Origin of the sequence: Streptomyces sp. E-08, assembly GCF_049913095.1 — a bacterium.
Lineage (GTDB): Bacteria > Actinomycetota > Actinomycetes > Streptomycetales > Streptomycetaceae > Streptomyces.
Genome location: NZ_CP183971.1, coordinates 5,682,023 through 5,703,926 on the forward strand (window position 1 = coordinate 5,682,023; position 21,904 = coordinate 5,703,926).

Below are 21,904 nucleotides of genomic sequence, written 5' to 3' on the forward strand. Positions count from 1 at the left end.
CGGTCCGGTCCGCCCCGTGCGCACGACTCGGGCGTGGGGTCCGTCCGGTCCGGTCCGCCCCGCGGGCGCCGTTCGGGCGCAGGGTTCGTCCCGTCCGGTCCGCCCGGCGCGTCCGGCCCGGACGCCGCCTCCTTCCACCTCCGTCCGCCCCGCGCGCCCGGCGGCGCACGACCCCGTCGCGGACGTCCGATTTGGGGGTCGGCAGGGGCTGTTGTGGGCAGTACGTTTCGGAGGGCCCGGGCGGCACACCACAGCCAGGAGGAGTTCATCGTGAACGATTGGCGGATCTACCGCGGGGCCGGGCATCCGCACGACGAGATACAGCGCCTGCCCGCGCCACCGCCCTGGCGCGACTTCTCGACGGGCGGCGCCGACGACACCCTGGCCGGCTCCGACCGGCGGCTCGGCGTCAAGCGCAGGCTCGTCCAGAACCACCACCCCCGGCCCGCCGAGACCGACGCCGTCAACGCAGCCCTGTACCTGCGGCGGCCGCTCCTCGTCACCGGCAACCCCGGCACGGGCAAGTCGACGCTCGCGCACGCCGTCGCCCACGAGCTGCGCCTCGGCCGCGTGCTGCGCTGGCCGATCGTCAGCCGCTCCACCCTCCAGGACGGCCTCTACCGCTACGACGCCATCGGTCGCCTCCAGGACGTCCAGCTGGAGCGCGCCCAGGCCGGAGCCTCCGGCTCCGCCGCCGCGGCCCCGGCCGGCATCGGCTCGTACATCCGGCTCGGACCGCTCGGCACCGCGCTGCTCCCCTCCGAGCAGCCCCGCGTCCTGCTCATCGACGAGCTCGACAAGAGCGACCTCGACCTGCCCAACGACCTCCTGAACGCCCTGGAGGAGGGCGAGTTCGCCATCCCCGAGCTGGAGCGTCTCGCCGACCGGGAGCCCGTCGTCGAGGTGCTCAGCGACGACGGCCGCAAGGTGCCGGTGTACGGCGGCCGGATCCGCTGCTCCACCTTCCCCTTCATCGTGCTCACGTCCAACGGCGAGCGGGACTTCCCCGCCGCCCTGTTGCGCCGCTGCATCCGCCTGGAGCTCGAACCGCCCGGTGAGGAACAGCTCGGCGCGATGATCGAGGCCCACCTCGGGACCGAGGCCGCCGCGGGCGAAGGCGAGCAGGGTCTCGTCCAGCGCTTCCTGAACCGTGAGCCGGGCGAGGTCATCGCCACCGACCAGCTGCTCAACGCCCTCTACCTCACCCAGCACGCCTTCCGCGCCGAGCGGGTGACCAGGGAACGCATCGCGGACATGCTCATGCAGCCGCTCGATCAGCCGAGGTGATGACCGGATGCACCGGACGGGCCGGATGCCTCTGGAGGAGCTGACCCGCAGACTGCGGGCGGGCGGGGCGGACCCGTCCGCCGAGGCGGTCGCGGACGCGCTGTGGCTGTCCCAGTGGCTGCCGGAACCGGAGATTCCCGATCCGGAGTCGCCGTCCCGCACGGACGGCAGCGGCGCCGACGGCCGGAGCAAGGACGACGGGAGCACCGGCGACGGGAGCACGGAGGCCGCCCGGCCCTCCGACGAGGGGCGAGATCCGGCCAATCGTGAGGGGGTGCCTCCCCGCACGCCCGCGCGGACCGGAGGCCGCGAGTCCGTCGCCCTCCACATGCGCACCGGAGCCGCTCCGGGGGTCGGGACGCGCGTCGGCGCGGGCGGGGGTACGAGACGGGGCGCGGCCCTGCCCGTCCGCGCGCCCGGCGCCAACGCCCTGCCCGGACTCCTCGGCCTCCAGAAGGCCCTGCGCCCGCTGCGGGGGTACGCGCCCGCCCCGCCGCGTCCCGACGAGGGCACCCTCGACGAGGAGGCCACCGCCGAGCGCAGCGCCGCCGCGGGCATCCTGACGCCCGTCCTGCGCCCCGCCGCGAGCCGCCGCCCCGACATCCAGCTGCTCATGGACACCGGCCCCGCCATGGTCGTCTGGGACCGCATGGTCGAGGAGCTCCGGCAGGCCTGCCAGCAGTCCGGCGCCTTCCGCGACGTCCAGGTGCACCGCCTGTACGACACGGGCGAGGGTCCCCCGCTCGTCACCACCACCTCCGGTGCCGACGGGCGCCCCCGCCTCCGCCCCGTCGACCAGCTCCACGACCCCACCGGGCGCCGCCTCACCCTCGTCGTCAGCGACTGCGTGGGACCCCTCTGGCAGCGCGGATCCGCCCAGCGCTTCCTCCGCCAGTGGCCCCGCCACTCCCCGCTCGCCCTCGTCCAGCCGCTGCCGCCGCGCCTCTGGCCGCGCACCGCGCTCCCCGCCGAACCCGGCACCTTCCAGCGCTCGGCGAGCCCCGGGAGCCCCGCCGCCTTCCGCTCCGACGACGAACCCTGGGCCGTTCCCGACCCGGCCCGGCGGGCCGTCCCCGTCCTCACCCCCACTCCCGAGGCCTTCGCCTCCTGGGCCCGGCTCCACACCGGCCACGGCGGCAACACGGTCCGCGGCTGGGCCGCCTGGCTCCACCCCGAACCTGCCGGGCCCCGCACGCCGGGGACGCCCCGTGCCCCGCGCGGCGACGAGGAACTCCTGCGCGCCTTCCGGGCCGGCGCCTCACCGGGGGCGCTCCGGCTCGCCGTCCACCTCGCGGCGGCCCCGCTGACCCTGCCCGTCATGCAGCTCGTCCAGCGCGCCATGCTGCCCGACACCGGGCCCATGGAACTGGCCGAGGTGCTGCTCAGCGGACTCCTGCGCCGGCTGCCCGGCCCCGTCCCGTACCCCTGCTTCAGCTATCCGCCCGGCATCCAGCAGTTCCTGCTCGGCTCGCTCGATCCCGGCGCCGCCGCGCTCGTGCTCAAGCACTGCTCGGCCTATGTGGAGCGCAACTTCGGCCAGGGCATGCGGAACTTCCCGGCGCTCGCCGCCGCCCGCCTCGCCGGACACGGCCCCGGCTCCGGCTCCGACGGCGAGGACGGTCCCGGCCTCGTGAACCCGGCCGACGGTTCCGACGACCCCACCGGGCCCGAGGACGCCGAGGCGGAACTGTTCGCCCGCATCCCCGCGCGCGTACTCCGCTTCTACCACCCCGACCTCGTCACCCCCGACCCCCTCACCGAGGCCCGCCGCCTCCTCGACCAGGGGCGCGCCCAGTCCGACCCCGCCCTCCTCGCCGCCGCCCGCGAGCGGGCCGAGGAGGCGCTCCCCACCGCGCCCGTCGCGGCCCGCGTCCTCCTCGGCCGCATCCTGTACGCGGAGGCGGGCACCGGCGCCGCCCGGCGCGCGGGCCGCCGCCACGAGCTCCTCACCGAGGCCGCCGACACGCTCGTACGGGCCGGGGAGCTGGCCCGGCCCGGAGACGAGCACGGGGCCGAGGCCCGCCTCGAACGGGCCGTCGTCCACCACGCCCTGTGGCAGGAGACCGAGGATCCCCGGCAGCTCGACACCGCCCTCGCCGCCCTCGCCGAGGACACGGACCAGTGGCCCGCCGCCTCCCGGCCCACCCTGCACCTGCGCCGGGGACGGCTGCTCCTGGCGCGCGGCGAGGGCGCCGCGGCGGCCGAGGAGCTCACCGCCGCCCTCGCCCTCGGGGAGAGCGCCGCGGCCCTGCTCGACCTCGCCGACGCCCTGCACCTCGCCGAGGCCGGACCGGACCGCGTCGCCCCCGTCCTCGACCGCGCGGAGGCCCTCCTCGGCGACGGCCGCGCCCTGAGGCTGCGTCACACCGCCGCGCGGGCCCGCCTGTACGAGACCACCGGCGACGGCGCGGCGGCGGACGAGGCGTACGAGGAGGCCACCCTGCTCGCCCCCGCCGAGAGCGGACAGCGCGGCCGGCTCCTGCTCACCTGGGGCGAGTCCCTGCTGCGCCGCGCCGCCGCCGGCACCGGCACCCGGCCGGTCGACCGCGCCGAGTCCGTGCTGCGCGAGGCCCTCACCTGTCTCCCCGCCGGCGCCGCCGCCCGCGAGCGGGCCCGGATCCTCATCGGCAGCGTGCTCGCCCTGCGCTACGACCGCGCGGGCTTCCTGCCGGACCTGTACGAAAGCCGCCACCTGCTCGACGAGGCCGTCCGCACCACCCGCGCCCCGGCGACCCGGGCCGAGGTCTGGCTCCTGCTGGGCTGGGTGCAACTGCAACTGAGCGAGGCGGCCAGGGACGGGCAGCTCGTCGACGCCCTCACCGCCTTCCGGCGCGCCGCCGACGACAGCCGCTCCGCCCGCGGCGACACCCCCGGCACGGTCACCCTGGCGAGGGCGCTCCACGCCCAGGGGACGGTGCTCTACCTGATGGACCGCGTCGGCCACGCCGCGACCGTCCTGGCGGAGGCCGCCGAGCAGTGGCGGCGCCTGGACGGCATGCTGGTGCCGCTGGACTGGGCGGACGTGGAGCGGACCCGGGCCCTGCTCGCCGAGGTCGGCGCCGACCCCCGCCCCCGGCCGGACAGCCTCTCCCGCGAGGAACGGCGCCGGATCGCGCCGCCCTGGTGGGCCTGGCGCGAAGAGGATGCGGAACGGCTGGATAACGGGGGCGCGCATGGGCGCAGTTGAGTCGAACGGGTTTCCGCCTTTAGGGCGTCGGGAAGAACCGCTCCGCCGCTACGACCGTGGGGGACAAGGGTCGGTGAGGAGGAGCCGAGGGTGTTGGAGCACACGCAGCGGGTCGCAGGCGTCGACCGGGGCGGCGAACGGCCATGGGGCCTGCCCGACCTCACCGCCGTGGACCTGCGGACCTTGCGCTTCATGGACGATCCCGAGCTGGCGGCCGCCGTCGAGCGGGTCCTCTGGGATCCGCAGGAGCTGGAGCCTTCCTGGTTCGTCGAGAGCGGCGGGGACAAGGTCGACGGCTGACCTCCGGTGGAGTGGCCGCTCCGACCGACCCTTTTCGGTCAGATGCACACCGCCCGCCGCAGGCCCGTGGAGGCGGGAGTGAGCGTCGCGCCCCTGCCCGCGCCCGTCGTCGCCCGACTGGCCCGGCTCAGTCCGGCCCCGGACGGGCTCACGCTGCTGCGGTCCGCCCTGCACACCCGGCGGTTGCTGCTCCTCAAAGCGCTCCTGGTGCGCGTCCACCGGCACCGGGCGTCCGTCGAGCCGGGTGCGCTGGGCCGGTTCGAGCGGTCCTGGGATCTGCTCGAACGGGTCGAGCGGAGCCGTCCCGCCGTGGTCCGTGACGTCCTGGACTACCCGACGACCGGGGCCTGGCTGGCCGGTGCGCTCGCCGAGCCCGCCGGGCCGGCCTTCGACAGGCTGCTCGGCCACCTCGACCACCTCGCGGTCACCGCGGCCCTGCGCGCCGGCGGCACGCTCGACCTGACCGTCGAGACCCCGGACGGCCTCTTCCCGCTGCCCGGAGTGGGCCGGCTGAAGGTGGCCGCGGACCGCGTCCGGGTCAGCGCCGGCGAGCGGACCGTACGGTTCCACCCGGACGGTGCCCGCCATGCCGCACCCGCCGTCCTGACCCTGGCCGACGGGCACCACGGCGTCCTGGCGGGCCGTGGGCCCGGCTGGCGCGCGGTCCGTCCGCTGCACGGCAGCGCCGCGCGCCTCGACGACCTCGACCCGTACCGCGTGCCGTCCGGAGCGGGCGGCACGGTGGTCATCGCGGCCGATCCCGCCGACACCGACCACGCCGCCTGGTCCGCCACCTGGCGCGCCGCCCAGGACCTCCTCGCCCGCACGGACCCCGGCCGGGCGGCCGAGGTGTCCCGCGGCGTCCGTGCGGTCGTCCCCGTCCTCCCGCGAGGACCCCGGCACCTGGGGGCCACGCTGAGCGCCGCCCCCGGAGCCGTGCTGACCTCGCTGCCCGCCGAGGGGCAGGGAATGGTCGAAACGCTCGTGCACGAGCTGCACCACAGCAAGCTGGCGACGCTCCACGAACTCATGCCGTTGTACGGGCCCGGGCGGGACGCCGTGCACCAGGTCGGCTGGCGGCCGGACCCGCGGCCCATCGCCGGAGTGCTGCACGGCGCCTACGCGCACATGGCCCTCACCGACCTGTGGCGGCGCGCGGTCACCGCCGACGGGGTGCCGACGGCCTGGCGGCACGCTGCCGGGCAACAGTTCGACGACATCCACGATCAGGTGGGCGTAGCGCTGCGGATCCTGCTTGAATCCGATGAACTGACCGGGGAGGGACGGGAGTTCGTGCGACACATGAGGCTCCACCACGCGAGTCTCGGCGCGAGCCCCCTGGCAGCTGGGTAACACTGTGCCCACGGCACATGACACCGCGTTGCGCGGGAGCGGGACGGGAGACACGACAGATGGCGGAACAGCGATCGGGCGGTGCGGCGGACCAGGGAGCCAGGAGCGCCCCGGAACATGTCCTCGTGGTCTTCCCCGGCTATCACCGCCCGTGGGCGACCTGGATCAACCAACGGCTCGACGCGTACGGGGTGCGCGCGAGTCTGCAGCGCTGGGACCCGCCGCGGGACGTGCCCCTGGAGGACTCGCTCGGCGACCTGCTGCTCGCCCGCGGCCAGGTGCTGCTCGTCCTGGACGACTGGTTCTTCCAGCTCGGCCCGCGTGCGGCCGGTGAGTGGAACGACGTCCTGCGCGGCTTCGTCGCCGCCCATTCCGAGCGGTTCGCCGCGGTCAACCTCACCAACCGGACCCTGCTCCCGGCCACCGCCGTCCTCGAACCCGTCAGCCTCTGGGGCGTCGGCGAGGAGGAGGCCGAGGTCCGGCTGCTCAGCCGGCTCGCCGTCGAACCCCGCCGCGCCACCGGCCGCCGGATCCCGGCCGGATCACTCGTCCGCTTCCCGGACACCCCTCCGGAGGTCTGGGGCGAGATCCCGCGCCGCAACCCGCGCTTCACCGGTCGCGACGACCTGCTGACCGAGCTCCAGGAACGGCTGATGGACGCCGAGCGCGGCAGCGCCGCGTGCACGCTGCTCGGCATGTCCGGCATCGGCAAGACCCAGATCGCCGCCGAGTACGCCCACCGCTTCAGCTCCGACTACGACGTCGTGTGGTGGGTCAGCTCCGACGACCGCAACGTGCAGCGCGACCGCTTCGGCGAGCTCGCCACCGAACTCGCCCTCCCCACCGGCAACGAGCCCGGCGAACGCATCCGCGCCGTCCGCGAGGCCCTGCGCCGGGGCGACCCGCACTCCCGCTGGCTCATCGTCTTCGACGGCTGGGACGACACGGACGGCGCGAACGTCATGCTGCCGCACGGCCCCGGCCACGTCCTCGTCACCTCGCGCAACCGCGGCTGGGGCGACTACACCGACATCCTCGAGGTCCCCGGCTTCGACCGCGCCGAGTCCACCGCCTATCTGATGCGCCGCGCGCCGCACGTCACGGCGCCCGAGGCGGAAGAGGTCGCCGCCGAGTTCGGGGACGTACCGCTGCCGCTCGTCCAGGCCGCCGCCTGGCTCGGCGAGTCCCGCATGGAGGTCTCCGAGTACCTCCACATGGTCCGCGAAGGACGGATCTCCGCCGTCGAGCCCTCCGGCGACGGCTTCCCGCAGGCGTCCCTGACCTCCTGGTCGATACTGATCAACCGGCTCCGACGCGCCCAGCCGCAGGCCATCGACGTGCTCAGCCTGTGCGCCTCCTTCGCCCCCGGCCGCATCCCGCTCGGCCTCATCCGCGCCTATCCGCAGGCGGACCTCCCCGAGGACCTGCGCTGGATGACCACCGATCTCGCCGCCTGGTCCCGCGCCCTGGACACCCTGGTCAACTACTCGGTGCTGACCCGCGAGACCCGGGGCCCCGTCAACAACGCGGAGGTGGGCCCGCACCAGGAGTCCGTGCACATGCACCGGCTCGTCCACGACATCGTCGCCCGGCTCACCGAGGGTGACCACCGCGCCGCCCACCGCCAGGCCGTCCGCACCCTGCTCGCCGAGGCCGACCCCGGCAACCCCATGGACAGCCGGCACTGGCCCCGATACGCCGAACTCCTGCCCCACCTGGAACCCTCCGGCGCGCTCCTCAGCCACAACCCGCGCACCCAGACCGCCGTGCTCAACTGTCTGCGCTACTGCTTCCGCAGCGGCGAGTTCAGGGCCGGCATCCAACTCGCCGAGAAGATCCGCGACAACTGGTCCACCTTCATGCAGCCGCTGGACCAGCCCATGCTCGACCTGACCACCCAGCAGAGCAACATCCTGCGTTCCTTCGGCCGCTTCCGCGAGGCGTACGACCTCGACCTCGCCCAGCGGGAACGCCTCGCCGGCGCCCAGCCCCCCAACGAGCTCGGCACCCTGCTCTCCAGCAGCGCCATCTCCAGCGACCTGCGCTTCCTCGGCCAGTACAAGGAGTCGGAACGGCTCCAGCGCCAGGTCCTCGCCGACGCCGAACGCCTCCTCGGCGGCAGCGAGTTCTCCACCCTCGTCGCCCGGCACAACCTCGGCGTCACCCTGCGGCAGCTCGGCCGCTTCCAGGAGGCGTACGAGTCCGACGCCGAGACCCTCACCCACAGCGAGCGGGTGCTCGGCAAACGCCACTCCCACACCCTGAACTCCAGCAACGCCCTCGCGCACGACCTGCGGCTCCTCGGGCAGTACCGCGAGGCCCTCGCCCGCCAGGAGGCCAACGTCCTGCGCCACGTGCAGGTCCTCGGCCCGCAGCACCTGCAGACCCTGTACGCCCGCACCCAGCTGGCCCTGTGCAGGCGCCGCGAGGGCGGCTTCCAGCAGGACCTCGGGGCCACCATGGCCAGCCTGCTCGACCAGCTGGAGCAGGTGCACGGCCGCACCCACTACGTGACGCTCTCCTCCCTCAACAACTACGCCAACTACCTCCGGGAACACGGCGACCTCGACCACGCCCGCGAACTCAGCCGCGAGGCCGAAGCCGGCTACCGCTCCCTCCTCGGCCCCGCGCACCCGGTCGCCACCGGCGTCCTCGCCAACACCGCCCTCGTCCTCCAGGCGTCCGGCGAACGCGCGGACGCCCTGGCCATCCTGGAGGCCGCGCTCGCCGGACTGACCTCCTCGCTCGGCGCCGACCACCCCTGGGTCCTCGGCTGCGCCCTCAACGCCTCCGCCGCGCGCAACTTCAACGGCCGGGTGCACGACGCCGCCGAGCTCAGCCGGGACACCCTGCGCCGCGCCCGGCACACCCTCGGCAACGAGCACCCGCTCACCCTGTCGGGTCAGGTGGCCCTCGCCACCGACCTGCGCGGCCTCAGGGAGACCGAGGAGGCGGGCAAGCTGGAGGAGGACGCGCTGCTCAGCCTCACCCGGACGCTCGGCGCCCAGCACCCGCACACCCTGTCGGCCCGGCAGCGGAACAGGCCCTACTGGGACTTCGAGGCCAACCTGGGCTGAGCCCCCCGCCCACGCGGCACGAACGCCGGAGGCCCGGCACCCCACAAGGGGTGCCGGGCCTCCTTCCGTACGCGTACGGAGTGGTCGATCAGGCGTCGAAGACCTCGTTGACCAGCTGCTGCTGCTCCGCCTGGTGGCGCTTGGCCGAGCCGACCGCCGGGGAGGAGGAGTGCGGACGCGAGATCCGGCGCAGGCGCTCGCCCGCCGGGATGTCCGCGCCGACCGCCAGGTCCAGGTGGTCGATCAGGTTGAGCGCGATGAACGGCCAGGCACCCTGGTTCGCCGGCTCCTCCTGGGCCCAGATGTACTTCGCGGCGTTCGGGTACTTGGCGATCTCGGCCTGCAGCTCGGCACCCGGCAGCGGGTACAGGCGCTCCAGACGGATGATCGCGGTCTCCGTGTCACCGCGCTTCTGACGCTCGGCCTCGAGGTCGTAGTAGACCTTGCCGGCGCAGAAGACGACCTTGCGGACGTTCGCCGGGTCGACCGTCGAGTCGCCGATCACCGGGCGGAAGCCGCCGGTGGTGAACTCCTCCACCTTGGACGCCGCGGCCTTCAGACGCAGCATCGACTTCGGGGTGAAGACGATGAGCGGCTTGTGGTGCGGGTTGTGCACCTGCCAGCGCAGGAGGTGGAAGTAGTTCGACGGCAGCGTCGGCATGGCGACCGTCATGTTGTCCTGGGCGCACATCTGGAGGAAGCGCTCCGGGCGCGCGGACGAGTGGTCCGGGCCCTGGCCCTCGTAGCCGTGCGGCAGGAGCAGCGTGACGCCGGAGGTCTGGCCCCACTTCTGCTCGGCCGAGGAGATGAACTCGTCGACGACGGTCTGCGCGCCATTGACGAAGTCACCGAACTGGGCCTCCCAGATGACCAGGGAGTCCGGGCGGGCCAGCGAGTAGCCGTACTCGAAGCCCATCGCCGCGTACTCGCTGAGCAGCGAGTCGTAGACGTTGTAGTGGGCCTGGTCCTCGGCCAGGTAGAGCAGCGGGGTGTAGTCCTCGCCGGTCTCCTGGTCGACCAGGACCGCGTGGCGCTGGCCGAACGTGCCGCGGCGGGAGTCCTGGCCCGACAGGCGGACCGGGGTGCCCTCCATCAGCAGGGAGCCGATGGCGAGGGTCTCGCCGAAGCCCCAGTCGATGGTGCCGTCGTCGATGGAGGCGGCGCGGCGCTGCATCTGCGGGAGCAGACGCGGGTGGACCGTGGTCCGCTCCGGGATGCTGACCTGCGACTCGGCGATCCGCTTCACGACCTCCTGGGAGACCGCGGTGGTGACGCCGACCGGGAACTCGGCCTGCGCGTCCGGGACGGTCGCCGCCGCCGGGGCGGTGGTGGCCTCGCGGACCTCCGCGAACACCTTCTCCAGCTGGCCCTGGAAGTCCTGGAGCGACTGCTCCGCCTCTTCGAGGGTGATGTCGCCGCGACCGATGAGCGACTCGGTGTACAGCTTGCGCACCGAACGCTTCTTGTCGATCAGGTTGTACATCTGCGGGTTGGTGAACGAGGGGTTGTCGCCCTCGTTGTGACCGCGGCGGCGGTAGCAGATGAGGTCGATCACGACGTCCTTGTTGAACGTCTGGCGGAACTCGAAGGCGAGCCGCGCGACGCGGACCACGGCCTCCGGGTCGTCGCCGTTCACGTGGAAGATCGGCGCCTCGATCATGCGGGCCACGTCGGTCGCGTACATCGAGGAACGCGAGGACTCCGGGGCGGCGGTGAAGCCGACCTGGTTGTTGATGACGATGTGGACCGTGCCGCCGGTGCGGTAGCCGCGCAGCTGCGACATGTTCAGCGTCTCGGCGACGACACCCTGGCCCGCGAAGGCCGCGTCGCCGTGGAGGGCGACGGGCAGGACGGTGAAGTCCGTGCCGCCCTTGTTGATGACGTCCTGCTTGGCGCGGACGATGCCTTCCAGGACCGGGTCGACCGCCTCCAGGTGGGAGGGGTTGGCGGCCAGGGAGACCTTGATCTGCTCGCCGTCGAGGCCCGTGAAGGTGCCCTCGGCGCCCAGGTGGTACTTGACGTCGCCGGAGCCGTGCATCGACTTCGGGTCGAGGTTGCCCTCGAACTCGCGGAAGATCTGCGCGTACGACTTGCCGACGATGTTCGCCAGGACGTTCAGACGGCCGCGGTGGGCCATGCCGATGACGACCTCGTCGAGGCGCGACTCGGCGGCCGAGTCGATGACCGCGTCGAGCAGCGGGATGACGGACTCGCCGCCCTCCAGGGAGAAGCGCTTCTGGCCGACGTACTTCGTCTGCAGGAAGGTCTCGAAGGCCTCGGCGGCGTTCAGCCGGCGCAGGATCCGCAGCTGCTCCTCGCGCTCCACACGGGAGTGCGGGCGCTCGACGCGGTCCTGGATCCACTTGCGCTGCTTCGGGTCCTGGATGTGCATGAACTCGACGCCGGTGGTGCGGCAGTACGAGTCGCGGAGCACGCCGAGGATGTCGCGGAGCTTCATCATCGACTTGCCGGCGAAGCCGCCGACCGCGAACTCCCGCTCCAGGTCCCACAGGGTGAGGCCGTGCTCGGTGATGTCCAGGTCGGGGTGCTTGCGCTGCTTGTACTCCAGCGGGTCGGTGTCGGCCATGACGTGGCCGCGGACCCGGTAGGAGTGGATCAGCTCGAAGACGCGCGCGGCCTTGGTGACGTCGTCGTCGTGCGAGGCGTCGATGTCCTTGAGCCAGCGGACCGGCTCGTAGGGGATGCGCAGGGCCTTGAAGATCTCGTCGTAGAAGCCGTCCTCGCCGAGGAGGAGGTTCGCCACGATCCGCAGGAACTCGCCGGAGGCGGCGCCCTGGATGACGCGGTGGTCGTACGTCGAGGTCAGGGTCATGACCTTGGAGATGCCCAGCTTGTTCAGGGTGTCCTGGGAGGTGCCCTGGAACTCCGCCGGGTAGTCCATCGAGCCGACGCCCATGATGACCGACTGTCCGGGCATCAGACGCGGCACGGAGTGGACGGTGCCGAGGCCGCCGGGGTTGGTCAGGGAGACCGTCACGCCGGAGAAGTCGTCCATCGTCAGCTTGCCCACGCGGGCGCGCTTGACGATGTCCTCGTAGGCCTGCCAGAACTCGAAGAAGTTGAGCGTCTCGGCCTTCTTGATGCCCGCGACGACGAGCTGGCGGTCGCCGTTCGGCTTGACCAGGTCGATCGCGAGGCCGAAGTTCACGTGCTCCGGCTTGACCAGGGTCGGCTTGCCGTCCTTCTCCGCGAAGGAGTGGTTCATGGACGGCATGGCCTTGATCGCCTGCACCATCGCGTAGCCGATGAGGTGCGTGAAGGAGATCTTCCCGCCCCGGGCGCGCTTCAGGTGGTTGTTGATCACGATCCGGTTGTCGAAGAGCAGCTTCACCGGGACGGCGCGGACGGACGTGGCCGTCGGCACCTCCAGGGAGGCGTTCATGTTCTTCGCGACCGCGGCGGCGGGGCCGCGCAGCGTGATCAGCTCGGGGCCGGCGGGGGCCTCGGCGGCCGGAGCGGCCTTCACCGGCGCCGGAGCGGCGGCGGCGGGCTTCGCGGCGACCGGCGCGGGAGCCGCGACGGGCTTCACGGGAGCCGGGGCCGGGACCGGGGCGGGCGCGGGGGCCGGAACGGCCGCCGGAGCGGCAGGCGCGGCCTGTGCGGGGCCCGCCTGCTGCGCGACGGGCGCGCTCTGAGTGGTGGGGGCCTGGGCGGTCGGGGTCTCCGACGCTCCGGGCTTGTAGTCGGCGAAGAAGTCCCACCAGGCACGATCGACCGAATTCGGGTCCTGGAGGTACTGCTGGTAGATCTCGTCGACGAGCCACTCATTGGCACCGAAGGCGGCTGCGGGGCTCACGCCCTGCCCGTCTTGGTGGGCCGGGGAGCTCGGGGTACTGGGGGACTGAGACGACACGGCGGCAACCGCCCTCTTCCGCTTCGCAAGGTGATGGACAGCGGAAATAAAGGCTACGCCTGTCCGGCCGGGAGGTGCAGGCCGGGCACTGCCAACGTCGCGCAAGTCACACTTGACGGGGTGTTTCGACGCCGTGAATGGCGGGAAACAAGCGTGGTTCCGCATGTGTGAGGGTACGGAAAAGCGCGAGCACGGCCCTGTTCGACCGCACCCCTGACCACGTCCTGTTCACGTACACGCAGAACGTGCCCTTCCGGTTCGAACCCTACGTCAATCCCGCAGGGGAAGGCTGCCCGGAAGAGTGACTCTGATACGGCAGCCACGTGACGATTCGGCCACTCCGATCCCGCCGCCGTGCAGATCCACCGCCCACCGGGCGATCGCCAGTCCGAGGCCCGTGCCGCCGTCGCTCCCCGGGCCGTGCCGGTCCGGGGTCGACCCCCGGTTGAAGCGCTCGAAGACCTTGTGCCGCTCCGACTCCGGGATGCCGGGGCCCTCGTCCTCGACCTCCAGCTCCAGCGAGTCCGGATACGGGCCGCGCCGGGCCCGGACCGTGACCCGGCCGTGCGGCGGGGAGTGCTTCACCGCGTTGTCGATCAGGTTCGCCATCACCTGGTGCAGCCGCTCCGCGTCCGCGACCGCGACCAGCTCGGGCGGCGAGACGTCCAGGTGCAGGTGCACGTCCGTGCGGCGGTGCAGGCCCGACGTGGACGAGAGGCCGCGCTGGGACGCCGCCAGGTTGGCCTCCCGCAGCACGCCCGACAGATAGGGCCAGACCTCGAAGCGGCCCGCCCGCAGCGCGACGACACCGTTGTCAAGACGTGACAGGTCCAGCAGGGTCTCCACCAGCCGGCCCAGCCGCTCCGTCTGCTTCAGCGCCGACCGCATGGTCTCCGGATCGGCCTCCGACACCCCGTCCACCACGTTCTCCAGGACGGCCCGGAGCGCGGCGATCGGCGTGCGCAGCTCGTGGGAGACGTTCGCCACCAGCTCCTTGCGGTGCCGGTCGACGGCCTCCAGGTCGTCCGCCATGCGGTTGATCGTCGAAGCGAGGTCGCCCAGCTCGTCCCGCCGGTCCGCGCCCCGCACGCGGCGGCTGAAGTCCCCGCGCGAGATCGACCCGGCCACCGTGTTCATCTCGTCGAGCGGCGCCGTCAGGGACTGCGCCACGAACTGCGTGATCAGCAGGGTCGCGATCATCGCGAAGATCGTGATGTACCGGAACTCCGTGGACGTGCGGATCGCGACCAGGGCCAGGCAGGAGGTCAGCAGGACCGCCCCGACGACCAGGGCGCCCAGCTTGGTCTTGATCGAGATCACGATCCGACGCGGCCGGTGCTCTCTCCGTCCCACGTGCGGCCTCCCGGGCCCCGGCCGGTTCACGGCGCCGGGGTCTCCAGCGCGTAACCGACGCCGTGGACCGTACGGATCCGCTCGGCCCCGATCTTCCGGCGCAGCGCCTTGATGTGGCTGTCCACGGTCCGGGTGCCCGAGGCGTCCGCCCAGTCCCACACCTCGGCGAGCAGCTGCTCGCGGGAGAGGACCGCGCGGGGCGTGCTCGCCAGGCAGACCAGCAGGTCGAACTCGGTCGGGGTCAGGTGCACGTCCTCCGCGCGGACCCGGACCCGGCGCTGCGCGTGGTCGATCTCCAGCTCGCCCAGGCGGAGGATCCCGCTGCGCGGGGTGACCGCCGCGAGCGCGGCCCGCTCCACCCGGCGCAGCAGTACGTGCACCCGGGCGGCGAGCTCGCGCATCGAGAACGGCTTGGTCATGTAGTCGTCCGCGCCGACGCCGAGGCCGACGAGCATGTCGGTCTCGTCGTCCCGGGCCGTCAGCATGAGGACCGGGACGGGGCGCTGGGCCTGGACCCTGCGGCACACCTCCAGGCCGTCGAAACCGGGGAGCATCACGTCCAGGACCATCAGGTCGGGCTGCCAGGCCTCGGCGGCGTCGACGGCCGCGGGGCCGTCGGTCGCGGTCTGCACGAGGAAGCCCTCGGCGCGCAGCCGCGCGGAGATCGCCTCCACGATCGTGGCGTCGTCCTCGACCACAAGGACGCGCCGCTGGGCCCCCGGAGTGGCCGCCGCACCGTGGTGAGTGGTGTGTGTCTGCTCCATTGCCCCGCCTCGCGTCGCCGTTGTCGGCTCAGCAGCCTAGAGGCACCGGCGCCGTCCCGGCTATCCAGGAGCTACCCGGGACGGACCGCGAGGTGGACCGCGTCGGGGACGCCCCGGGCAACGGGGATCTCTTCCGTCCGTACCCCGCTGAATCCGGCATTCCGCAACGACCCTTCGAAATCGGCGGACGGCCGGGCGGACCACACGGCGAGGATTCCGCCGAGGTTCAGCCGGGCCGCGCAGGTGGCCAATCCCTCGGCCGAGTACAGGGATTCGTTGTCCTCGGTGACCGTCCAGTCGGGGCCGTTGTCGATGTCGAGACAGAGGGCGTCGTAGGTGTCGGAGGTGGTGCGGAGGTGGGCCACGAGGTCCGTGTGCAGGATCACTGTCCGCGGATCGGCGAGTGCGGCCCCGGAGATCGCCGCGAGGGGTCCCTTCCGGTGCCAGTCGATGATCGCCTCCTCGCGCTCGGCGACCACGATCCGGCCCCAGCGGGGGTCGGCGGCGGCGTGGGCGAGGGAGAAGCCGACGCCGAGGCCGCCGACGAGGACGGAGGCGCCGGTACGGGACTCCTCGGGGAGCGCGGCCAGCGCGGCGTCGATCAGGAGCCGCTCGGAGCGCCCGTCGGAGGTGTCCATCAGGAAGGTGCCGTTCGCGATGATCTCGTAGTGCTCGGCACGGCGGCGGAGCACCACCTCGCCGTACGGCCCTTCGCGGCGGTCGAGGGTGACGGGGCTGGTCATGATCACTCCGTGGCTCGCTTGCGTACGGTTCGTCCCGGCCATCCTGTGCGGTGGCGACGGCCGGGACAAACGCTTAACGGGCCCTTACGGGCGCGGGGCTTCGCGCTCCACGTACCGCTCGACCGCCTTCAGCTCGCGGCGCGCGCCGACCGGGGTGCCGTAGGTGCGGTCCCAGGTGACGGGGGCGATCGTGAGGTGGCCCTTGTCGAGCAGCCAGGTGGAGTCGGCGTCCTTCCGGCCCTCGGCGCACTCGCCCTCGCCCGTGCCGTCGAACGGGCAGAGGCCGAGGGTGATGTCGAACGAGTCGCCGTTCCCGCGCTGCTCGAAGGCGTGGTGGACGACGGCCCCGTCCCCGACGCGCGTCCAGACCGGGGCTCCGGCCCGCCGCCCGGTGCTGACGTCGGGGTAGTCGACCTTGAGGGCGAACGCGGAGGTCAGCAGGGCGCGCTGCCGGAGGCCGGCGACGAGGCGGGCGCCGAACTCGGCGTTGGCGCGGTAGTTGACCCGGGGGAAGCTCGTGTTCGTCTCGTCGCCGGAGGAGGAGAACGCGATCGCGGGCACGTCCTGGTCGATCGCGGCGACGGCGGCGCCGACGGTCCCGGAGTCGTTCACGCTCGCGGAGACGTTGGGGCCGGAGTTGATGCCGGTGAGGACCAGGTCGGGAGCACCGGTCCAGCCGGCCTTGGCTCTGAGTCCGGCGCGCAGGGCGAGTTTGACGGTGTCGGCGGGGGTGGCGGACGGGGAGTCCTTGCCGCAGGGGCCGTCGGCGAGGCAGACGCCGTAGACGGCTCCCCGGGCGGGCGCCTGCGCGCAGTCGTCCTCGTAGCCGGCGGGCAGGGCGGTGCGGCGCTGGGCGGTGAGGACGCCGCCGTTGGTGACGGCGGTGCCCTTGCCGGACTGGACCTGCCAGGGTGCCATCACGACGACGTCGGCGCCGGCGGCGCACATCGCGCGGCGGAGCTCGTACAGGCCGAGACCGTCCGAGTTGCTCGCCTTCGCCGCCTGCATCGAGTCGTCGTTGGAGATCAGGATCCGCATCCCGGCGAGCGGGAGGGGCCTCTCGGTCCTGTCGGGGGTGGTGGCGTAGGCGGTGGCTCCGGCGGCGGCGAGTACGGCTGCCGCGGCGGACAGCGCGAGGTACGTGCGCATGCGTGGGCGTCCCTTCATGAGCATGACATTCGGGCGGGAGAAGAGGATCCGGGGCCCAGCCCCCCACGGGAGGGCCCCGGATCGTGCGCGGGGCCGTCAGATGCCCCGCGGTCTGTGGGAGATCTCTCAGATCTCCAGGCCGTGGCCGTGCGCGAACACCGGATCCACCGTGTCGTTCGGGACGTCCGGCCGGGACGCCGCCACCGCCGCCATCGAGCGCGGCAGCTCGAACGGCAGCCTCCCCTCCGGCCTCGCCCGGCCGAAGGCCACGTCGAGGAGGGCCTCGTCGCTCGCGCCGTAGTCGGCGATCAGCGCGGCCGCGTGCTCGGCGATCTCCGGCAGGACGGCCGGCCGCTCCAGGTTCACGCAGACCACCGTCGGGACGGCCCGCAGGAGCGTGAGGATCCCGGCCAGCTCCTCCTCGCCGAAGGCGAGGCTGCCGGAGTGGAAGAAGGACTCGAACCTGTTCGGCCGCTCCTCGAACGGGGTACGGAGCCGCAGCACCGCGAGGTCGGCGACGGCCGGGTCGGAGACGACCTCGCCGTACGCCGCCGCGACCGCCGGGTCGACGTGCTCCACGTACAGCCTCGGCCGCCCCGGCAGGGGGAGCGGTCCGTCGGTGAGCACGGTGAGCGAGCGGCGCTGGGCGGCGGCGCCCGCGGCCGCGAAGTCGGCGCGGCCGACCGTCTCGGCGGCCTCGTCGGGGTCGACGTAACGGCGCTCGTCGAAGAGCCCCAGGAGGAACTTCTCCCGCAGCAGCCGCCGTACGGACGCGTCGATCCGCGCCTCGGAGATCCGGCCCGTCCCGACGAGCTCCACGATCACCTCGGGGCACTCCTCGCCCCCGAACTGGTCCGCGCCCGCGTCCAGCGCCTTCGCGGCCCGCTCGGCCACGCTCAGGTGCTCGACGCCCCAGGCACGGGCCTCGTGCACCTCGCCGAAGATCGAGGCGTCCTGGAGCAGGCCCCAGTCCGTGCAGACGATGCCGGTGAAGCCGAGCTCCTCGCGGAGCAGGCCCGTGATGACGCCCTTGTTGAAGCCGAAGCCGACCTCCTCCCAGTCGGTGCCGACCGGCTGGCCGTAGTACGGCATCATCTGCGAGCAGCCGGCGGCGATCGCGGCCCGGAACGGCTCCAGGTGGTGCTCCCGCATCCCGCCCGGGTAGACCTGCTCCTTGCCGTGCGGGAAGTGCGGGTCCTCGCCGTCCTTCTGCGGGCCGCCGCCGGGGAAGTGCTTGACCATCGCGGCCACCGAGTCCGGGCCGAGCTCGGGACCCTGGAGCCCTCGCACGTACGCCCGGACCAGCTCGCCCGTCAGCTTCGCGTCGGAGCCGAAGGTGCCGGACTGGCGGGACCAGCGGGGTTCGGTCGCGAGGTCGATCTGCGGGTGGAGCGCGGTGCGGAAGCCGACGGAGAGGTACTCGCGGCGGACGGTGTCGGCGAAGTCGAAGACCAGCTCGGGGTCGCCGATCGCGGCCAGTCCGAGCGCCTCGGGCCAGGCGGAGAAGGCGCCGGAGTCGAAGGAGGCGCCGATGTTGTCGGTGAAGGCGTGGCGGGGGTCGGTCGACAGCGAGACGGGGATGCCGAGCCGGGTGCCGGCCGCCATCTCCTGGACCGCGTTGTGCCAGAGGGCCATCTCGCGGGCGCCGTAGGTGCCGAGCAGGTTGAAGTGGGTCAGCTGCCGTTCCTCGACGAGCTGCGGGGTGGTGAGCCGCAGGGTCTCGCCGTCCACCTCGGTCACCGGGGAGCCGTCGGCGTTCATCATCAGCATGGTGTGGAAGAGCTGTCCGGCCTTCTCCTCCAGCGTCATGCGGGAGAGGAGGTCCTCGACGCGCTCGTCGACGGGGCGGCTGGGGTCCTGGTACGGGTGCATGGGTGGCTCCGGGGCTGATCGACCGGTGGCCGTGGGGAGGGTGCCACCGGTGACGGGCCGGCGGTGCCGACCTTGGGCGACCACAGGCTAAGTGTGAAAACCGAGTGACCACTAGGTTTCTGCATTGTGTCCTGGATCACAGTCGAAAACGGGCATTCCGGTCCCGACTAAGGTGGCCGCATGCCGGAGAACACGGGCCGAACGAACCGCAAGAGCGCAGGCAGGGGCAGCTACGCGGTCGGCGACGCGCGCCGCCAGAAGATCCTGGACACCGCCGTCGACCACTTCGGGCAGTGGGGCTTCCACGCCTCCTCCCTCGCCCGGATCGCGAACGACTGCGGGATCACCCAGGGCGGCCTGCTGCACCACTTCCGCAGCAAGGAGGACCTGCTCCTCTCGGTCCTCGCGCAGAGCGAGCAGCACGACGAGGAGCGCCTGTTCGGCGTCGACCCCGACTCGTACGCCGACTACCTGGAGACCCTCGTCGCCCTGGTCGAGGAGAACACCCGCCGCCCCGGCATCGTCCGCATGTTCAACGTCCTGGTGGGCGAGTCCGGCAACGTCGGGCACCCCGCCCACGCGTACTTCAAGGAGCGCTACGCGCGCGTGCTCCGGCACACCGTCGACCTCCTGGAGGAGGCCGTGCGGAGCGGCGAACTCCGCGCCGGCCTCGACTGCCCGGCCGTCGCCCAGGAACACCTCGCCGTCATGGACGGCCTCCAGATCCAGTGGGCCCTGGATCCGTCCGCGATGGACATGCCGGCCCGGGTGGGCGCGTACCTCCGACGCCGGTACGCGGAGATGGCGGCGCCCCGCGACTGATCGGGGCCTCGCGACTGATCGGCGCCTCGCGACTGTTCGGGGCCTCGCGGCTGATCGGCGCCCGCGGCCGAGGCGCGCCCCGCGGCCGGTTCAGGACGTCGGCGTGCCCCGGCGTGCGCCGCGCCAGGCGTACAGCGCGCCACCCGCCGTGAAGGCGCCCGCCGCCACCGTCCACGCCCCGCCCTCCGGGCCCGGCTGCATCGGCCACGCCCACCAGGCCGCCGCACCGCCCGGCTCGGCGGGGGCCGCCAGGTAGACCGCCGCCACGAGGAGCAGGGGCGGCAGCCAGCTCAGCCGGGCGCCGAGCAGCGCGGCGCCACCCGCGGCGACACCCGCCAGGCCCAGGGTGTTCCGTACGGCCGCGGGCGGGCCGAACTCCTCCGGGTGGCCCGGCACCGCGAGGGCGAGCAGGGCCGTCGCGAGCGCGGTCACGGCCAGGAGATGGGCCGATCGGCGGGGCCACCACGCGCGGACCGCCGTGCGGTCCAGCTCGTCGCTCGGGGTGTGCAGGCCCGTGCCGATCACGGCCGCCGCGAGCAGCGGGCCGAGGACGACGACCGGCAGCCGGGCCGTGTGACCGAGTCCCGGTGCCGACACCAGCCACCGGGCCGCCCAGGCGGCGACGGCCGCGGTACCCACGAGGACGGCGAGGCCGCCGGGGAGGGCCCGGGAGCGGGCGTAGAGCGCCAGGGGGCGCCGGGCGCGGACGGGGCTCCCGGGCCTACCCGATCCTGCGGGCCTGGTGGGAGGGGCGGTGCCCGCGGGGCTGGTGGGACTCACGGGATCGGCACCTCGTCCGGGTGACAGGTGTTCGCCGCGAGGTAGCGGGCGAGATAGTCGCGCTGCGCGGCGGGGGACTTGGCGCGCAGGCGGTCGATGTGGGGCTGCGCGCCCGTGACGTCGGGCCCGAAGCCGTCCGGTGTGGGGGCCAGCCACTCGATGACGGCGGCGTTGACGGTCATCGCCCGCTCGGCGTTCGGGCCCGCGAGGTCGCCCGCTCGGCAGGTGTCCGAGAAGAGCTGCATCACGGCGAAGTTCCGGTAGAGGTCCGCGGCTTCGATCCGGCCCCGCACCGCGTCCGCCGCCGGATCGAGCAGCTGTACGTCGCCGGGGCGGGGGTCGAGCGGGCCGACCGCCCAGCGGGCCGGGGCGCCGGGCAGACCCCTGAGGCGGGCGTTGACCGGGGCGAGCGCTTCCGACAGGGCCGGGAGCAGCTTCCGGTCGAGGGTCGTCACGCACACCCGCGGAGTCCCGCCGTCGCAGACGGGGCGGGTCAGGGACGGGTCGGGGCGCCACGGGCCCTCGTCCGCCGGCAGGCGGAGGATCAGCCCGGCGGCGGCGACCGCGACGGCCAGGGGGACCAGCGCGAGTGCCCTCGGGCGGGCCGTGCGCGCCCCGTAGGCGAGGAGCGCGGCGAGCGCGAGCCCCGCGGCCCACGCCGACGACACGGGCGCGAACCACCACACGGGCCGGGCCCAGGGAAACCGGTACTCGACGGCCGGGCCCAGCCAGCGGGCCCAGCCCCCCGCGTACGTGCCGATGCCGAGAGCCACGTATCCGACGACGCCGAGGAGCGGGGGCGCCAGCCGCCAGGGGACCAGCCGCCCGACGAGATGCCCGAGCGCTCCCAGGGAGGCGAGGGCGACCGCGTCGGAGGCGAGGAGTTCGAGGTAGGGGCGGCCTCCGGAGACGTACGGCCAGGTCGCGAGCAGGCACACGGCGTCGGCGAACAGCGCCCCGGCGACCGGCCACAGGGCGGACGGGGCGACCGCGACCAGGAGACGGCGCAGCGGGGAACGGGGGACGGACTCCCACAGCTCCACGGTGCCGCGCCGCCGGTCCCGGCCGCCCTGCCAGCAGCCCGCCGCGAGCGCGAGGGGGCCGCCCAGCAGCCCGACGGCCACGTGCAGCAGTCCCGTGGCATCCGTCCAACGGGTCTGCCACACAGGAGCCTTGCCGTACATCGCCACCAGGGCGACGACCGCCACGGCGGCGCCGGTCCACGGCCCGAGGCCGCGCCGCAGCTCGGTCCGGAGCGGGGAGACGGCCCGCACGCGCGCGGGTGCGGCCGTACGGGACGGGGCGAGGGTGCCGGTCACGGGCGTGGCTCCTTCGTACGAGGG

General features: G+C 73.5%; 14 protein-coding genes. 6 read left to right on the forward strand and 8 right to left on the reverse strand.

Annotated elements, in window-relative coordinates; genetic code table 11:
• Positions 1-270 precede the first annotated feature (270 nt).
• The 5 genes from ACN9MM_RS26410 (at position 271) to fxsT (ending at position 9,204) form a co-directional block, all read left to right on the forward strand.
• Positions 271-1,287, forward strand: coding sequence for an AAA family ATPase (locus tag ACN9MM_RS26410; protein WP_426366094.1), 1,017 nt, complete (start codon positions 271-273; stop codon positions 1,285-1,287).
• A gap of 7 nt (positions 1,288-1,294) precedes the next feature.
• Positions 1,295-4,474: an SAV_2336 N-terminal domain-related protein gene (locus tag ACN9MM_RS26415; protein WP_426366095.1), complete on the forward strand. Its 3,180-nt coding sequence runs from the start codon at positions 1,295-1,297 to the stop codon at positions 4,472-4,474.
• Positions 4,475-4,564: 90 nt separating this feature from the next.
• Complete coding sequence (locus tag ACN9MM_RS26420; RefSeq protein WP_382867332.1) at positions 4,565-4,774, forward strand: hypothetical protein; 210 nt, start codon at positions 4,565-4,567, stop codon at positions 4,772-4,774.
• A 78-nt stretch (positions 4,775-4,852) separates the two neighbouring features.
• Positions 4,853-6,127 carry an aKG-HExxH-type peptide beta-hydroxylase gene (locus tag ACN9MM_RS26425; protein ID WP_426366096.1) on the forward strand — a complete coding sequence of 425 codons (1,275 nt, stop codon included), beginning with the start codon at positions 4,853-4,855 and terminating at the stop codon, positions 6,125-6,127.
• A gap of 59 nt (positions 6,128-6,186) precedes the next feature.
• Positions 6,187-9,204: an FxSxx-COOH system tetratricopeptide repeat protein gene (fxsT, locus tag ACN9MM_RS26430; RefSeq protein WP_426366097.1), complete on the forward strand. Its 3,018-nt coding sequence runs from the start codon at positions 6,187-6,189 to the stop codon at positions 9,202-9,204.
• 88 nt (positions 9,205-9,292) lie between these two features.
• Here fxsT and ACN9MM_RS26435 read toward each other — a convergent pair whose 3' ends face one another.
• From ACN9MM_RS26435 to ACN9MM_RS26460, 6 genes are all read right to left on the reverse strand, one after another.
• Positions 9,293-13,078 carry a multifunctional oxoglutarate decarboxylase/oxoglutarate dehydrogenase thiamine pyrophosphate-binding subunit/dihydrolipoyllysine-residue succinyltransferase subunit gene (locus tag ACN9MM_RS26435; RefSeq protein ID WP_426366099.1) on the reverse strand — a complete coding sequence of 1,262 codons (3,786 nt, stop codon included), beginning with the start codon at positions 13,076-13,078 and terminating at the stop codon, positions 9,293-9,295.
• A gap of 270 nt (positions 13,079-13,348) precedes the next feature.
• Complete coding sequence (locus tag ACN9MM_RS26440) at positions 13,349-14,401, reverse strand: HAMP domain-containing sensor histidine kinase (protein ID WP_426368831.1); 1,053 nt, start codon at positions 14,399-14,401, stop codon at positions 13,349-13,351.
• A gap of 56 nt (positions 14,402-14,457) precedes the next feature.
• The gene (locus ACN9MM_RS26445) at positions 14,458-15,195 is read right to left on the reverse strand and encodes a response regulator transcription factor (protein WP_030688813.1); all 738 of its coding nucleotides are present in this window, start codon (positions 15,193-15,195) and stop codon (positions 14,458-14,460) included.
• Between the two features lie 71 nt (positions 15,196-15,266).
• Positions 15,267-15,938 (reverse strand): spermidine synthase, encoded by a 672-nt coding sequence (locus tag ACN9MM_RS26450; RefSeq protein WP_426366100.1) that lies wholly within the window; start codon positions 15,936-15,938, stop codon positions 15,267-15,269.
• Positions 15,939-16,022: 84 nt separating this feature from the next.
• Positions 16,023-17,087: a 5'/3'-nucleotidase SurE gene (surE, locus tag ACN9MM_RS26455; protein ID WP_426366101.1), complete on the reverse strand. Its 1,065-nt coding sequence runs from the start codon at positions 17,085-17,087 to the stop codon at positions 16,023-16,025.
• A 126-nt stretch (positions 17,088-17,213) separates the two neighbouring features.
• On the reverse strand, positions 17,214-18,959 hold the full coding sequence (locus ACN9MM_RS26460; protein WP_426366103.1) for a glycoside hydrolase family 3 protein: 1,746 nt from the start codon (positions 18,957-18,959) through the stop codon (positions 17,214-17,216).
• 180 nt (positions 18,960-19,139) lie between these two features.
• Between ACN9MM_RS26460 and ACN9MM_RS26465 the strand changes: the two genes are divergently transcribed.
• A complete protein-coding gene (locus tag ACN9MM_RS26465; protein ID WP_426366105.1) occupies positions 19,140-19,781 on the forward strand; it encodes a TetR/AcrR family transcriptional regulator in 642 nt (213 codons plus the stop codon).
• Positions 19,782-19,871: 90 nt separating this feature from the next.
• Here ACN9MM_RS26465 and ACN9MM_RS26470 read toward each other — a convergent pair whose 3' ends face one another.
• Entirely contained in the window at positions 19,872-20,471 is a 600-nt protein-coding gene (locus tag ACN9MM_RS26470; protein WP_426368832.1) for a hypothetical protein, read from the reverse strand.
• An 86-nt stretch (positions 20,472-20,557) separates the two neighbouring features.
• Positions 20,558-21,880: a hypothetical protein gene (locus ACN9MM_RS26475; protein WP_426366107.1), complete on the reverse strand. Its 1,323-nt coding sequence runs from the start codon at positions 21,878-21,880 to the stop codon at positions 20,558-20,560.
• Between the last annotated feature and the right edge of the window lie 24 nt (positions 21,881-21,904).

Bases quoted from the DNA above. Each gene is read 5' to 3' on its own strand.
- ACN9MM_RS26445 (WP_030688813.1), bottom strand. From the start codon at position 15,195: ATGGAGCAGACACACACCACTCACCACGGTGCGGCGGCCACTCCGGGG.
- fxsT (WP_426366097.1), top strand. From the start codon at position 6,187: ATGGCGGAACAGCGATCGGGCGGTGCGGCGGACCAGGGAGCCAGGAGC.
- ACN9MM_RS26450 (WP_426366100.1), bottom strand. From the start codon at position 15,938: ATGACCAGCCCCGTCACCCTCGACCGCCGCGAAGGGCCGTACGGCGAG.
- surE (WP_426366101.1), bottom strand. From the start codon at position 17,087: ATGCGCACGTACCTCGCGCTGTCCGCCGCGGCAGCCGTACTCGCCGCC.
- ACN9MM_RS26460 (WP_426366103.1), bottom strand. From the start codon at position 18,959: ATGCACCCGTACCAGGACCCCAGCCGCCCCGTCGACGAGCGCGTCGAG.
- ACN9MM_RS26415 (WP_426366095.1), top strand. From the start codon at position 1,295: ATGCACCGGACGGGCCGGATGCCTCTGGAGGAGCTGACCCGCAGACTG.
- ACN9MM_RS26465 (WP_426366105.1), top strand. From the start codon at position 19,140: ATGCCGGAGAACACGGGCCGAACGAACCGCAAGAGCGCAGGCAGGGGC.